Annotated in this window: 13 protein-coding genes; 9 read left to right on the top strand and 4 right to left on the bottom strand. The window is 49.4% G+C overall.

Translation table 11 applies throughout. The features are described 5' to 3' along the window. The first annotated feature begins 21 nt into the window (after positions 1–21). On the top strand, positions 22–1,440 hold the full coding sequence (locus tag NYE42_RS18880) for an amino acid permease (protein WP_032868187.1): 1,419 nt from the start codon (positions 22–24) through the stop codon (positions 1,438–1,440). Positions 1,441–1,472: 32 nt separating this feature from the next. Here the strand turns inward: NYE42_RS18880 and NYE42_RS18875 are convergent, their stop codons facing one another. Continuing rightward, on the bottom strand, positions 1,473–2,675 hold the full coding sequence (locus tag NYE42_RS18875; protein WP_033574367.1) for a multidrug effflux MFS transporter: 1,203 nt from the start codon (positions 2,673–2,675) through the stop codon (positions 1,473–1,475). A gap of 222 nt (positions 2,676–2,897) precedes the next feature. Here NYE42_RS18875 and NYE42_RS18870 point away from each other — a divergent pair, with 222 nt between their 5' ends. From NYE42_RS18870 to NYE42_RS18840, 7 genes are all read left to right on the top strand, one after another. Then, a complete protein-coding gene (locus NYE42_RS18870; RefSeq protein WP_085341589.1) occupies positions 2,898–4,136 on the top strand; it encodes an MFS transporter in 1,239 nt (412 codons plus the stop codon). 161 nt (positions 4,137–4,297) lie between these two features. Next, on the top strand, positions 4,298–4,912 hold the full coding sequence (locus NYE42_RS18865; RefSeq protein ID WP_015418458.1) for a bacilysin biosynthesis protein BacA: 615 nt from the start codon (positions 4,298–4,300) through the stop codon (positions 4,910–4,912). After that, positions 4,902–5,612 (top strand): cupin domain-containing protein, encoded by a 711-nt coding sequence (locus NYE42_RS18860; RefSeq protein WP_032869426.1) that lies wholly within the window; start codon positions 4,902–4,904, stop codon positions 5,610–5,612. Before NYE42_RS18865 ends, NYE42_RS18860 begins: the two co-directional genes overlap by 11 nt. After that, on the top strand, positions 5,609–6,370 hold the full coding sequence (bacC, locus tag NYE42_RS18855; protein WP_007407673.1) for a dihydroanticapsin 7-dehydrogenase: 762 nt from the start codon (positions 5,609–5,611) through the stop codon (positions 6,368–6,370). Before NYE42_RS18860 ends, bacC begins: the two co-directional genes overlap by 4 nt. A gap of 17 nt (positions 6,371–6,387) precedes the next feature. Then, positions 6,388–7,806 (top strand): ATP-grasp domain-containing protein, encoded by a 1,419-nt coding sequence (locus NYE42_RS18850; protein ID WP_007407672.1) that lies wholly within the window; start codon positions 6,388–6,390, stop codon positions 7,804–7,806. Continuing rightward, positions 7,803–8,984 carry an MFS transporter gene (locus tag NYE42_RS18845; RefSeq protein ID WP_352426641.1) on the top strand — a complete coding sequence of 394 codons (1,182 nt, stop codon included), beginning with the start codon at positions 7,803–7,805 and terminating at the stop codon, positions 8,982–8,984. Before NYE42_RS18850 ends, NYE42_RS18845 begins: the two co-directional genes overlap by 4 nt. A gap of 12 nt (positions 8,985–8,996) precedes the next feature. Then, positions 8,997–10,196: a pyridoxal phosphate-dependent aminotransferase gene (locus NYE42_RS18840; RefSeq protein WP_021494772.1), complete on the top strand. Its 1,200-nt coding sequence runs from the start codon at positions 8,997–8,999 to the stop codon at positions 10,194–10,196. Between the two features lie 16 nt (positions 10,197–10,212). On the opposite strand, the gene NYE42_RS18835 is transcribed toward NYE42_RS18840, so the two are convergent. Continuing rightward, positions 10,213–10,992 carry an SDR family oxidoreductase gene (locus NYE42_RS18835; protein WP_007407669.1) on the bottom strand — a complete coding sequence of 260 codons (780 nt, stop codon included), beginning with the start codon at positions 10,990–10,992 and terminating at the stop codon, positions 10,213–10,215. Between the two features lie 119 nt (positions 10,993–11,111). Next, positions 11,112–11,876: a hydrogen peroxide-dependent heme synthase gene (gene hemQ / locus NYE42_RS18830; RefSeq protein ID WP_003151011.1), complete on the bottom strand. Its 765-nt coding sequence runs from the start codon at positions 11,874–11,876 to the stop codon at positions 11,112–11,114. Positions 11,877–12,137: 261 nt separating this feature from the next. Between hemQ and pta the strand changes: the two genes are divergently transcribed. Beyond that, positions 12,138–13,109 (top strand): phosphate acetyltransferase, encoded by a 972-nt coding sequence (pta, locus tag NYE42_RS18825; RefSeq protein ID WP_003151012.1) that lies wholly within the window; start codon positions 12,138–12,140, stop codon positions 13,107–13,109. Positions 13,110–13,146: 37 nt separating this feature from the next. On the opposite strand, the gene NYE42_RS18820 is transcribed toward pta, so the two are convergent. Then, positions 13,147–14,124 (bottom strand): putative sulfate exporter family transporter, encoded by a 978-nt coding sequence (locus tag NYE42_RS18820; RefSeq protein WP_020957986.1) that lies wholly within the window; start codon positions 14,122–14,124, stop codon positions 13,147–13,149. Between the last annotated feature and the right edge of the window lie 15 nt (positions 14,125–14,139).

Here is a 14,139-nt window from a genome sequence, read left to right as displayed (position 1 = left end):
AACGGAATAAGGGGGATGTATATGCAGGGAGATACCAATCAAACTGAATTGCAGCGCACGATGAAGGGCCGGCATTTGTTTATGATCGCCCTCGGCGGCGTGATCGGGACGGGGCTTTTTCTGGGCTCCGGTTTTACGATCAGTGAAGCGGGACCGATCGGCGCGATATTGGCTTATGTGATCGGCGGATTTTTAATGTATCTGGTGATGCTTTGTTTGGGGGAGCTCGCGGTCGCCATGCCGGTCGCAGGATCATTTCAGGCGTATGCGGCAAAGTTTCTTGGGCCGTCGACGGGTTTTACGATCGGATGGATGTACGCATTCAGCTGGGCCAATACAGTGGGGCTTGAACTGACGTCGGCGGGAATTTTAATGCAGCGGTGGTTTCCGGCCGTTCCGATTTGGGTGTGGTGCCTTGTATTCGGCGTCGTCATTTTTTCCATTAACGCGCTGTCTGCGCGGAGTTTTGCGGAAATGGAATTTTGGTTTTCCAGCATTAAGGTCATGGCCATTGTATTGTTTATTATTCTCGGCTGCGCTGCGGTATTCGGCTTTGTCGGTTTTAACGGCGGGCAGACGGCTCCGTATCTGTCAAACTTTACGACGGACAAAGGGCTTTTCCCGAACGGTGCCCAAGCCGTGCTGTTTACCCTTGTCATGGTGAATTTTTCATTCCAGGGCACCGAGCTGGTCGGAATCGCCTCGGGAGAAAGCGAAAATCCGGAAAAGACGCTTCCCCGCTCAATCCGAAACGTCATATGGCGGACGCTGTTTTTCTTCGTGCTGGCGATGTTTGTTCTCGTGTCCATTTTGCCGTACCAAACGGCAGGCGTCATCGAAAGCCCGTTTGTGGCTGTGCTGGATAAAATCGGCGTTCCCTATGCGGCTGATATCATGAACTTTGTCATCCTGACCGCCATGCTGTCGGTGGCGAATTCCGGGCTGTACGCTTCGTCCAGAATGATGTGGTCCCTATCAAAAACTAAGATGGGTCCCGCTTCCTTAACGAAACTGACGAAAAAAGGCGTGCCTCTGAAAGCTCTTTCCATCACCATCGCTATCTCCGGTTTATCCCTGCTGACAAGTGTATTCGCGGCTGAAACGGTGTATGTGTGGCTCATTTCCATCTCCGGTATGATTACCGTCGTCGCGTGGATGTCAATCTGCGCTTCACAATTCGTTTTCCGGAGACGCTTTCTCGCTGAAGGAGGAAATCTGAAAGACCTGGCATTTAAAACGCCTCTTTATCCGATCGTGCCGATTCTCGGATTTTCGGTTTACGGTCTTATCTTAATCAGTCTCATCTTTATCCCCGACCAGCGTATCGGTCTGTACTGCGGCGTCCCGCTGATGATCATCTGTTACGCGTATTATCACTTCGGTATTAAAAAACGCCTGAATCGTGAGCCGGCTTCTTCGAAAAAAGGCGCTGCCGGATAAGAAAAAAAGCCCTCCGCAAAAAGCGGCGGGCTTTACTTTGTTTTTCGTTTGGCCGACAGCACATAGGATAGAACGGCAAAGAACTCAAAACCGAAAATGCTGACGGCCATCGGCCAGGCATTTTCTTCTCCGGCAATCCCGACAAGGGGAGCGGCAGCCGCACCGCCGATAAAGGGCAGGAGTCCGAGAAGAGCCGCAGCGCTTCCCGCGCCTTTCTCCTGTTTCTGCATAGCCAGAGAAAATCCCGTCGTCGTGACGATCCCGACAGAAGAAACAATGATGAATAAAGAAATGCAGACCGCCGTCAGGCCTAAACCAAACGCAAGTGATAAAAGCAAAGCGATGCTTCCGATGACGGCGATCAACAGCCCGGAGACAAACAGCTTCCGTTCATCATGTGTTTTGGCCATCCGTCCGGTGATTTGGGTGGCGCATATGATTCCCGCACCGTTTACGGCGAACAGCAGGCTGAACATTTGCGCCGATACGCCGTAGATGTTTTGCAGTACAAACGGCGACCCGGCAATATATGCGAACATGCCGGTCATCACAAATGCCTGGCTGAGCGCAAATCCCATAAACATCCGGTCGCCAAGCAGGCCCCGAAACGTCATCAGCGTCTCCCGGAGTCCGCCGCTTGTCCGCTTTTCCGGCGGGAGTGATTCAGGCAACGCCGTAAGCACGGCGGCAGTAATGATACAGCCGATCACCGCCAGCACGACAAATACGATTTTCCAGCCGGCAAACTGAAGGATAAATCCCCCTGTAATCGGCGCTAAAATCGGTGCCGCCCCATTGACGAGCATCAGTAATGAGAAAAAAGCCGTCAATTCTTTTCCGGAATACATATCGCGTGCGGACGCCCGTGCGATGACGATTCCGGCCGCCCCGGTGAATCCTTGAATAAACCTCATGACAATTAAAAACGAAACAGAAGGGCTGAAGGCGCATAATAAAGAAGACAGCGTATAAAGCAGCAATGACAGAATGAGCGGCTTCCGGCGCCCGATCATATCACTGAACGGCCCGACAACGATCTGCCCGACCGCCAGCCCCAAAAGACAAAACGTCAGGCTCAGCTGCGCAAGTGACGCTGTCGTATGAAGATCGGCCGCCACTTCAGGCAAAGCGGGCAGATACATATCGAGCGAAAGCGGCCCGAATGAAGCGAGCGTCCCGAGAATCAGTACCATGCCGAGGCCTGCGCGGGCGGCCTTTGAATCAGCGTTATTCATTCCATGACCCCCACCTTAACAAATGATTCTATCACTATAGCATAACCGGACGGCGTATTTTATATCATTTATTGAATACAAACTAAATATTTTATTTAAAATCTGAATGTAAATAAAAAATTGGAATTAGTTTTCATGTGAAATGTAAAATGAAATATAAGGATGCTAAACTATAAAACAACAAAAGGTAGAAAAGTTTTACGGAAGAGGTGTTCAAAGAGCATGAACAGCAAACAAACCGATCACATCGAAACGAAACGCCGATTTCCGATCTGTCTCGCGCTTGCTTTGACATTAGGCGTATTTGCCGCCGGTTCTGAAGAGCTGGTGATTTCTCCGCTGCTTCCGGATTTAGCGCGGGCTTTCAGCTCGGATGTCAGTGTGCTGGCGCTTTCCATCAGTATTTACGGATTGATGATTTTTATCGGCGCGCCGCTTCTCGTTCCGCTGGGAGATAAATATTCCCGGGAACTCAGCCTGATGACGGGGCTCCTTATATTTACGGCCGGCACGGTGATCTGCGCGCTGGCGCACAATCTCTTTTTCTTCTTTCTGGGCAGGGCGCTTTCCGGGCTTGCGGCGGGTGCGTTTGTGCCGACAGCTTATGCGGTGGTCGGCGACCGTGTGCCTTATGCGTACCGCGGCAAGGTGATGGGTCTGATCGTGTCAAGCTGGTCGCTCGCTTTGATTTTCGGCGTTCCGATCGGCTCTTTTATCGGCGGCGTTTTAAATTGGCGGTGGACGTTTTGGATTTTCGCCCTCATGTCTGTCCTCGTTGCTTCGCTCATTTTCATTGAGGCGCGCCGCAGCACGACGGATGGGGATAAAACAGAAGAGGAAAACGGACGGCAGGCAGGCACTTTCCGGGATGCGCTGAAGGTGCCCCGTGTCCCTGTATACCTCACGATCACTTTTTGCAACATGATCGGTTTTTACGGCATGTATTCCTTTCTCGGCACATATCTTCACCGCGTGCTGCCGGGGGGGAATACAGCTTCAGGGCTGCTGATCATGGTGTACGGAATCGGTTTTTCCATGAGCGTGTTCACCGGAAAAATCGCAGATAAGGCGGGGAAAATGCGCTCTTTGATGGCGGCATTGGCCGTGATCAGCATATGGCTTTCCTGTCTCGCCTATGCGCCGTCATCAATGCCGTTTTTGGTCATCGGGTTATTCGTCTGGGGATTGATGCAAAGCCTGACGGTGACCTTGCTCAGCACCATTTTAAGTGATTGCTCACAGAGCCGCCGGGGCAAAATCATGGCATTTTACAGCCTGGCGTCCAATTTGGCCGTCACCTTGGGTTCTGCTGTCATGGGTCCGGTCTATGTCGGATACGGATATGCAGCTGTCGGATTTATTTGTGCGGCCGTCACCCTCATCGGCTTTGTCCTCAGCGTTTTCGCATACAGAAGGTATGGGAAATATGAGCATCAGGCCGACCAATCATTGTATCGGTAAAATAAAGTTTCTATAATTTTGCAAATGTTAATTTTTAACACCTTATATCTTAAGGTGTTTTTTAATATATAGGAATAATTATCAATATTTTCAAATAATATTGACAGCTTGAACGTCTATGGATAATATTTACTTAAAATTTAACAGATTGGTTGGTGCTCATGATTATATTGGATAATAGCATTCAAACGAAAAGCAAGGCTTATTCAATATCCAAACTGATTACGATCAACACGCTCGGTCCTGAAGGGACAAGCAGTGAGTACGCAGCAAAAAACTTCATCACCAATTTTACCCTTCTCCAAGGGGTGAACAGCAAATTATCACTGCATGATACATTTGAATCGTGCATTGAAAAAACGCTTCAAAGTCCGCTGGAATACACAATTGTGCCTCACGCGTATGACGGCATTAAGCACTTCTACATGAGACCGGATCTGCAGCTTCTGCAAATTTTCAGGTGCGACACCCCGATGTACGGCCTGGCTGTCCGGCCCGGTTTTGAATATACGGATGACATGCTTGATCAGACTGTCATCGTATCCCACCCGTCTCCTATCAATTTGATTAAGTATTTTACCCGTAAAGATGTCACGTTTGATCTGGTGAACTCAACGAGCGCAGCCGCGAAAAGAGTGAAGGACGGTTTGTCCGACATCGCGCTGACAAATGAGCTGGCCAGACAAAAGTACGGCCTTCACTTTGTCAAAACATTTAAAAGCATTCCCATGAGCTGGTCATTATTTGGAAAAGGAGAGATTCATGATGAAAACTGAACAAGATTTGCAGGAACTTTATTTCCCGACGCCTAAATTAATAGAATGGGATAACGGAGTAAGACAATATTCGTCCGTCAGAGGAGATACGGAAGTTCTGCTTTCTTACGTTCCGCCGCATACAAACGTGGAACCGCATCAGCATAAGGAAGTCCAAATCGGCCTTGTCGTTTCAGGCGAGCTGTCCATGACTGTCGGAGATGTCACAAGAAAGATGACAGCGCTGGAATCAGCCTATATCGCGCCTCCTAATGTGCCTCACGGCGCAAGAAATGAGACGGATCAAGAAGTGATCGCCATTGATATTAAACGCCTGAAAGCCGGTGAAACCTACACAAGCCCTGAAGATTATTTTTTGAATATTTTTAAAACAAGAGACTTATTGCCTGGGATGGAAGTCACGTTCTTCGTGGAAGACTGGGTGGAAATCATGCTTGCCAACATTCCGGGCAACGGGGGAGAAATGCCGTTCCATAAACACCGCAATGAACAGATCGGCATCTGCATCGGCGGCGGCTATGATATGACCATTGAAGGCTGCAAAGTGGATATGACATTCGGCACAGCTTATTTCTGCGATCCGAGAGAAGATCACGGCGCCATCAACAGATTTGAAAAAGATTCAAAATCAGTCAATATCTTTTTCCCTCCGCGCTATAACAGAGCAAAAGCGAAAAAATTAGAGGCGGAAGAGTCATGAACCTGACGGATAAAACCGTCCTCATCACAGGGGGCGCATCAGGCATCGGTTATGCCGCGGTTCAGGCGTTTCTGAATCAGCAGGCGAATGTGGTCGTCGCGGATATTGATGAGGCGCAGGGAGAAGCGATGATCAGGAAAGAAAACAATGACAGGCTGCATTTTGTGCAGACGGATATTACAGATGAGCCGGCATGTCAAAACGCCATCCGGTCAGCGGCGGACAAGTTCGGCGGATTGGACGTGTTAATCAATAACGCCGGCATCGAAATTGTCGCCCCGATTCATGAGATGGAGCTGAGCGATTGGAACAAGGTGCTCAACGTCAATCTGACGGGCATGTTTCTTATGAGCAAGCACGCGCTCAAGTATATGCTCAAAAGCGGCAAGGGCAATATCATTAACACGTGCTCCGTCGGAGGAGTCGTTGCATGGCCCGACATTCCCGCATATAACGCCTCTAAAGGCGGCGTATTGCAGCTGACGCGTTCGATGGCTGTCGATTACGCCAAACACAACATCCGCGTCAATTGCGTGTGCCCGGGAATCATTGACACACCTTTGAATGAAAAGTCGTTTCTTGAAAACAACGAAGGCACGCTTGAAGAAATCAAAAAAGAAAAAGCGAAAGTCAATCCGCTGCTGAGACTCGGCAAGCCTGAAGAAATAGCGAACGTCATGCTGTTTCTTGCGTCGGATTTATCAAGCTATATGACCGGAAGCGCGATCACCGCAGACGGTGGATACACCGCACAATAGAGAAGGAGTGTTTACATATGGAGAGAAAAACAGTATTGGTTATCGCTGACCTTGGGGGATGCCCGCCGCATATGTTTTACAAAAGCGCAGCCGAAAAATACAACCTCGTCAGCTTTATTCCGAGACCTTTTGCAATTACAGCCTCTCATGCGGCATTAATTGAAAAATACTCGGTCGCGGTCATAAAAGATAAAGACTATTTTAAGAGTCTGGCTGATTTTGAGCATCCCGATTCGATTTACTGGGCTCATGAAGATCATGACAAACCTGAGGAAGAAGTAGTCGAAGAAATCGTCAAGGTGGCCGGCATGTTCGCGGTTGACGCCATTACGACCAACAATGAACTGTTTATCGCTCCGATGGCAAAAGCGTGTGAACGTCTCGGCCTGCGGGGAGCGGGCGTACAGGCCGCTGAAAATGCCAGAGATAAAAACAAAATGAGAGCCGCCTTCAACCGGGCCGGCGTCAAGTCTATCAAAAACAAACGGGTGACGACGCTGGAAGATTTCCGCGCCGCGCTTCAGGAAATCGGAACGCCGCTCATTCTGAAGCCTACATATCTGGCGAGCTCCATCGGCGTGACGCTCATCAAAGAGAGGGAAACGGCAGAAGCCGAATTTAACAGAGTCAATGAATACCTGAAGTCGATCAACGTACCGAAAGCGGTCACGTTTGAAGCGCCGTTTATCGCGGAAGAATTTTTGCAGGGCGAGTATGACGACTGGTACGAAACAAGCGGTTATTCCGACTATATCAGCATAGAAGGCATCATGGCCGACGGAGAATACTTCCCTGTCGCGATTCATGATAAAACACCGCAAATCGGATTCACGGAGACATCGCATATTACGCCGTCCATCCTGGATGATGACGCGAAGCGGAAAATCGTCGAAGCAGCCAAAAAGGCGAATGAAGGACTCGGCCTCGAAAACTGCGCAACCCATACAGAGATTAAATTAATGAAAAACCGGGAAGCCGGACTGATTGAATCAGCGGCACGATTTGCGGGCTGGAACATGATTCCGAATATTAAAAAGGTCTTCGGCGTCGATATGGCGCAGCTGTTATTGGATGTTCTCTGTTTCGGAAAAGAAGCCGATCTGCCGAAAGGATTATTGGAGCAGGAGCCATGCTATGTCGCCGACTGCCACTTGTATCCTCAGCATTTCAAAGAAAACGGCCAGCTGCCTGAGACGGCTGTCGATTTCGTCATTGAAAGCATTGACATTCCGGACGGCGTCTTAAAGGGAGACACCGAAATCGTTTCTTTCTCGGCGGCCGAGGCGGGTACATCCGTGGATCTGCGGCTGTTCGAAGCGTTCAACAGCATTGCGGCGTTCGAGCTGAAAGGAAGCAATTCGGGTGACGTGGCCGAATCAATCAAACAAATTCAGCAGCAGGCGAAGCTGACTGCAAAGTATGCGTTACCGGTATGAAACAGCTGAAACCGAACTCTAAGTATTTGCTTTTCGGGCAGGCGCTTTCGTTTATGGGAGACTATTGCGTTCTCCCGGCCCTGCTCATTTTGTCTACATACTATCACGACTACTGGGTGACGTCCGGCGTCATCGCGGTCCGCAGTATTCCGATGGTGTTTCAGCCGTTTTTAGGCGTGCTCGTGGACCGGCTCGACAGGGTGAAAATCATGCTGTGGACGGATGTGATCAGAGGTGTCATCTTTTTGGGGCTGACATTTCTCCCGAAAGGCGAATATCCGCTGCTTTTTCTGGCGCTGCTGTTTGTTTCTTACGGAAGCGGCGTGTTTTTTAACCCGGCACGTCTCGCGGTCATGTCGTCTTTAGAAGCGGATATTAAAAATATCAACACTTTGTTTGCAAAAGCCACGACGATTTCGATTATTGTCGGCGCTGCAGCCGGCGGACTTTTTCTGTTAGGCGGTTCTGTGGAGCTTGCCGTCGCGTTTAACGGGGTGACCTATCTTGTCTCCGCGTTTTTCATCAGCCGCATTAAGCTTCAATACGTGCCGATTCAGTCAGAAAACGTGAGAGAAGCTTTTAAGTCGTTTAAAGAAGGCCTGAAGGAAATCAAAACAAATGCTTTTGTGTTAAATGCCATGTTCACGATGATTACGATGGCGCTTTTGTGGGGTGTCGTCTACAGCTATTTCCCGATTGTCAGCCGCTTTTTAGGGGACGGTGAAATCGGCAATTTCGTCCTGACGTTCTGTATCGGCTTCGGCGGCTTTATCGGCGCCGCTCTTGTCAGCAAATGGGGCTTTAACAACAATAAAGGGCTGATGTATTTTACAGTGTTATCGATCGTCTCGCTTGCGCTGTTTTTGTTTACCCCGATTTTCGCCGTGTCAGTCATTGCCGCCATTCTTTTCTTTATCGCAATGGAATACGGTGAAGTGCTGGCGAAGGTCAAAGTTCAGGAGAACGCGGCGAACCAGATTCAGGGCCGGATCTTTTCGGTGGCGGAGGCCTCCATCGGATTGTGCATCGCCGTCGGTTCCATGCTGATCAACATTGTAGACGCGGCAGTCATCATGGCGTTTATCGTCCTTTTGGTCAGCGGGCTGTTTCTGCATACAAAACTGGTCAATAAATCCTTTTCAGAACGGAATAACGAATCAGAGCAAATTCATTTATAAGGAGCCTTTCAGATGGAAATCATACCGTCCGACGTCATCAAGACACTTCCGAAACAGGAATTTTCGCTCGTTTTTCAAAAGGTAAAAGAGATGGAGAAAACGGGAGCCCAGATCATTAACCTCGGGCAGGGGAATCCCGATCTCCCCACACCGCCGCATATCGTTGAAACATTGCGGGAGGCTGCGCTGAATCCTTCGTATCACGGATACGGCCCGTTCAGAGGCTATCCGTTTCTGAAAGAAGCCATCGCGGAATTTTATGAGAGAGAGTACGGGGTATCGGTCAATCCGGAGACAGAAGTCGCGCTGTTCGGCGGAGGGAAAGCTGGTTTGTACGTTTTGACGCAATGCCTGCTGAATCCCGGCGATATCGCCTTAGTCCCGAACCCCGGCTACCCTGAGTATTTATCGGGCATTACAATGGCCAGAGCGGAGCTGCATGAGATGCCGCTTCATCCGGAAAACGGCTATCTGCCGGATTTTGAGCGGATTGATCCCGCCGTCCTGAAAAAAGCCAAGCTGATGTTTTTGAATTACCCGAATAACCCGACGGGCGCGACTGCGGATCAGGCGTTTTATGAAAAAGCGGCAGCGTTTGCAAAAAAACATGACATCCACCTTATTCACGATTTTGCATACGGCGCGTTCGAATTTGATCAGAACCCGGCCAGCTTTCTTCAGGCGAAAGAAGCGAAAACGGTCGGCGCGGAGCTTTATTCATTTTCGAAAACCTTCAATATGGCAGGCTGGAGAATGGCATTTGCCGTGGGGAATGAGAAAATCATTCAGGCGGTCAATGAGTTTCAGGATCACGTCTTCGTCGGCATGTTCGGCGGCCTTCAGCAGGCGGCAGCGGCGGCGCTGTCAGGAAATCCTGAGCATACGGAGCGTCTGAAGCGCACATATAAAGAACGGATTGATTTTTTCACGGCGTTATGTGAAAAGGAATTAGGCTGGAGCATTGAAAAACCGAAAGGGACTTTTTATGTATGGGCTGAAATTCCGAATGAATTCGAGTCTTCACACCAGTTTTCGGACTATCTGCTGGAGCATGCCCATGTTGTCGTGACGCCCGGCGAGATTTTCGGCAGCGGCGGAAAGCGTTATGTCAGAATATCAATGGTGGCCAAGCAGGGCGATTTAAGGGAATTCGTGCTGCGGATTCAAAAGCTCGGTTTGTCCTTTCCTTCATTACAAGAAACATCCCGCTGAGAGCGGGATGTTTTTATTATATGCTTTTCATGCTGCCGCCGTCGGCTGATACTTGCTGTCCGGTAATATAGGAGGCTTCTTCAGAGGCAAGAAAGGCAGCCAGCGCCGCGGTTTCTTCCGCAGTTCCGACACGCTTCATCGGGACGCCTGATGCAATCCGTTCTTCCGCTTCCGCTTTAGAAATGCCGTTTTGCTTCATGACATTCTTCACGAATTGGTGATAACGGTCTGTGGCGATAAACCCGGGATTCAGACAGTTGACAGTAATGTGAAAAGGCGCAAGCTGAATGGCGATGTTTTTGCTGGCATTAATTAAAGCGGCGTTCATCATGCTGTTGGTAAACATATTGGCGCCGGGTTCTTTCCATAGGTTTCCGACGATATTAATGATTCTGCCGAATTCGTGCTGTTTCATGATTGCTGCGGCGGTTTTCATAGAGTCGATATAGGCGATTGTTTTATTCGTAAAGGTATTTGTCATATCCTCTATATCGCAGTTTTCAAAGGTATCCGGCGAGCCGCCCGGAATGTTGTTGATCAATACATCAAGCCGTCCGCATTGTGATCTGATCTCTTCAAAAATGCCGGCTCTTGTCTTCTGGTCCGACATATCCCCGGCCAGAACGGTGACGCCCGCATCCGGATGTTTGGCGAGGATCTCTTCTTTTACCGATTCGATATTTTCGGGAACTCGTGAATTAATGACGGTATGAAAGCCATTGTCCGCCAGTTTCAGAGCGATCGCTTTGCCGATCCCCTGACTGGCTCCCATAATAAATGCGGTTCGTTTTGACAACTGTCTGCACCCCTTTACCAAAATGGAATCTCCTTTACATCGTAAAAAAAAATGATAAAAATAGCAAATTTTAATTAAATTCTGACAAAGAAAAAACCCGCCGGACAGGCGGGTGGTTATTACACGTGCAAAAACTTCGGAAGCGTGTCGAGAGACAAGCGGTTTCCGACAAAAAATGAACCGAATTCGCCGTAGCGCGCGCTGACTTCATCAAAGCGCATTTCGTAAACAAGTTTTTTGAACTGAAGCACATCATCGCTGAAGAGCGTGACGCCCCATTCGTAATCGTCAAAACCGACAGATCCCGTGATAATCTGTTTGACTTTGCCGGCATAGCTCCGTCCGATCAAGCCGTGGCTTCTCATCAGGTTTCTGCGTTCATCCATAGAAAGCATGTACCAGTTGTCATTGCCGCTTCTTCTTTTATCCATCGGATAGAAGCAGACGTATTTCGCTTCCGGCAGCTCAGGATACAGGCGGGCGCGGACATGCGGATTTTCATACGGATCGCCTTCTCCGCTTGCGAGGTAGTTGCTCAGCTCAACCACGGACACGTAAGAATAAGCCGGGATTGTAAATTCAGCAAGCTTTGATTTGTTAAATTCAAGCTCGATTTCGTTCAGCTCTTCCATTGTCGGGCGAAGAATCATCAGCATAAAATCAGCTTTCTGTCCGACGATGCTGTAGATCGTTTGCGAGCCTTTGCCTTCTTTTTGGGCGACGCCCCATTTTTCAAGCAGTCCCGTAAATTCGTGAATAATCGACAGGCGCTCATCGCTGGATAACATCTTCCATGACGTCCAGTCCATTGTGCGGAAATCGTGAAGCGCGTACCAGCCGTCAAGCGTTTGGGCGGCTTCGTTCGTTTTTTGCTGCTCACTCATGTATCTTCACTCCTATATCTTTTCATTACATTGATGCCTTCACTATATCACAGTTTAACCGTTTCGGCTGTGGAGAAACCTTGAATAATCCTAAGCCTTGTGTCAGAAACTATGCCGTGAACAAACGGTCAATTAAATTAGTTAGAAAAATAAGATTTCTTTTTGAAAGCGCTATAATAGAAGTTGGTTATTTGAATTTAGCTGGAAGAAGAGTATGCTGTAAAAGTAAGCGTTTTTTGTCAACATAGAGGAGGGTATATCGTGGCAGATTTATTTACAAAAGTACAAGAAAAAGTCGCAGGAAAAGATGTGAAAATCGTATTTCCTGAAGGGTTGGACGAACGTATCCTGGTTGCGGTCAACAACTTGGCGGGCAACAAGGTATTAAAGCCGATCGTGGTCGGCAATAAAGAAGACATTCAAGCAAAAGCGAAAGAATTAAATCTTACGCTTGACGGCGTGGACATTTTTGACCCGCATACATATGAAGGCATGGAAGAACTCGTTCAGGCTTTCGTAGAACGCCGCAAAGGCAAAGCGACGGAAGAACAGGCCCGCAAAGCTTTGCTGGACGAAAACTATTTCGGCACGATGCTTGTGTACAAAGGTCTCGCAGACGGACTTGTCAGCGGAGCTGCACATTCTACTGCTGATACGGTGCGCCCTGCACTGCAAATCATCAAAACAAAAGAAGGCGTGAAAAAAACATCAGGCGTCTTCATCATGGCCCGCGGTGACGAGCAGTATGTGTTCGCTGATTGCGCGATCAACATTGCTCCTGACAGCCAGGACCTTGCCGAAATCGCCATTGAAAGCGCCAATACGGCTCAAATGTTTGACATTGACCCGCGCGTTGCCATGCTCAGCTTCTCTACAAAAGGATCGGCGAAATCAGACGAGACGGACAAAGTGGCTGAAGCCGTGAAAATTGCGAAGGAAAAGGCGCCTGAGCTTACGCTTGACGGCGAATTCCAATTCGACGCTGCATTTGTGCCGTCTGTCGCGGAGAAAAAAGCGCCGGACTCCGACATTAAAGGAGACGCGAATGTATTTGTATTCCCAAGCCTTGAAGCAGGAAACATCGGCTACAAAATCGCTCAGCGCTTAGGCGGCTTTGAAGCGGTCGGACCGATTCTGCAAGGATTGAATATGCCTGTAAACGATCTTTCCAGAGGATGTAATGCGGAAGACGTCTACAATCTTGCGTTAATTACGGCTGCTCAAGCGCTGTAATCCGCAAAAGCCGGCCTTTACGAGGGCCGGCATTTTTTTATAGAAAAAACGTCACTGCGGCCCAGCCGAACAGGGACAAACAGAGAGAACCGATCAAGCCTGCTGCGAGCGCCCGCCAGCCGTTATGACGAAACGCCGATATATGGACTTTCAAACCGAGACCCGCCATCGCCATGCCGATTAAAACATAAGACACTTGAACAAGAAACGCGGAAAACGAGGCTGAAATAACGCCTGATGTATGGATGGCGCTCATTCCGAGAAATCCGAAGATAAACCAAGGAATGGGGAGCGAAGCGGCAGAAGCCGTCTTTGACTTTCCGCTGCGGCGCGCCCGCATTCCGAGCATGAATGCGGCCGGGACGAGCAGCGCGACCCGGGTCAGTTTGACGATCACCGCCATCTCGACGGCTGCTTTTCCTCCGGCGCTGCCGGCCGCCGCCGCATGCGCCACCTCGTGAAGCGTTGCCCCGCAAAAGGCTCCGTAAGCCGCAGGAGAAAAGCCCAATCCATGATAAGCAAGAGAATATACAACAGTAAAAACGGTTCCTAATAACGAAACGGCGGCCGCGCTGATGGCGGCTGCATTTTCATTTGATCTGATCTGCGGCGCGATCGCGGCAATGGCAGCCGCTCCGCAGATCGCTGTGCCGCAGGCTGTCAGCGTGCTGAGTGTCTGATCTATACGGAACAGCCGGGACAGTCCGTATACAACGGCACCCGCAAACATCATACAGCAGACGGCAATTGCAAATACGTGCCAGCCCGCATGATAGATATCCGCCAGATTCAGTCTCATACCAAGCAGGATGATGCCTGCTTTCAGCAAGTATTTGCTTGAGAACGCGATCCCCGGCTCTAATGCCGCCCGCTGTCCGAATACGGCGCGCCAGAGCATGCCGATCAGCATGGCAAGGACAAGCATTCCGAACATATGCAAAAACGGCAGGCGGCTGACATAGAAAGCCGCAAACGCAATTCCTGCGGTAACTGAAACACCTTTTACCATCTTCATCTCAGTCACTTCCCA

It is taken from the genome of Bacillus sp. FSL K6-2865, assembly GCF_040311405.1.
GTDB lineage: Bacteria > Bacillota > Bacilli > Bacillales > Bacillaceae > Bacillus > Bacillus velezensis.
This window is presented reverse-complemented; position numbering and strand designations above follow the sequence as displayed.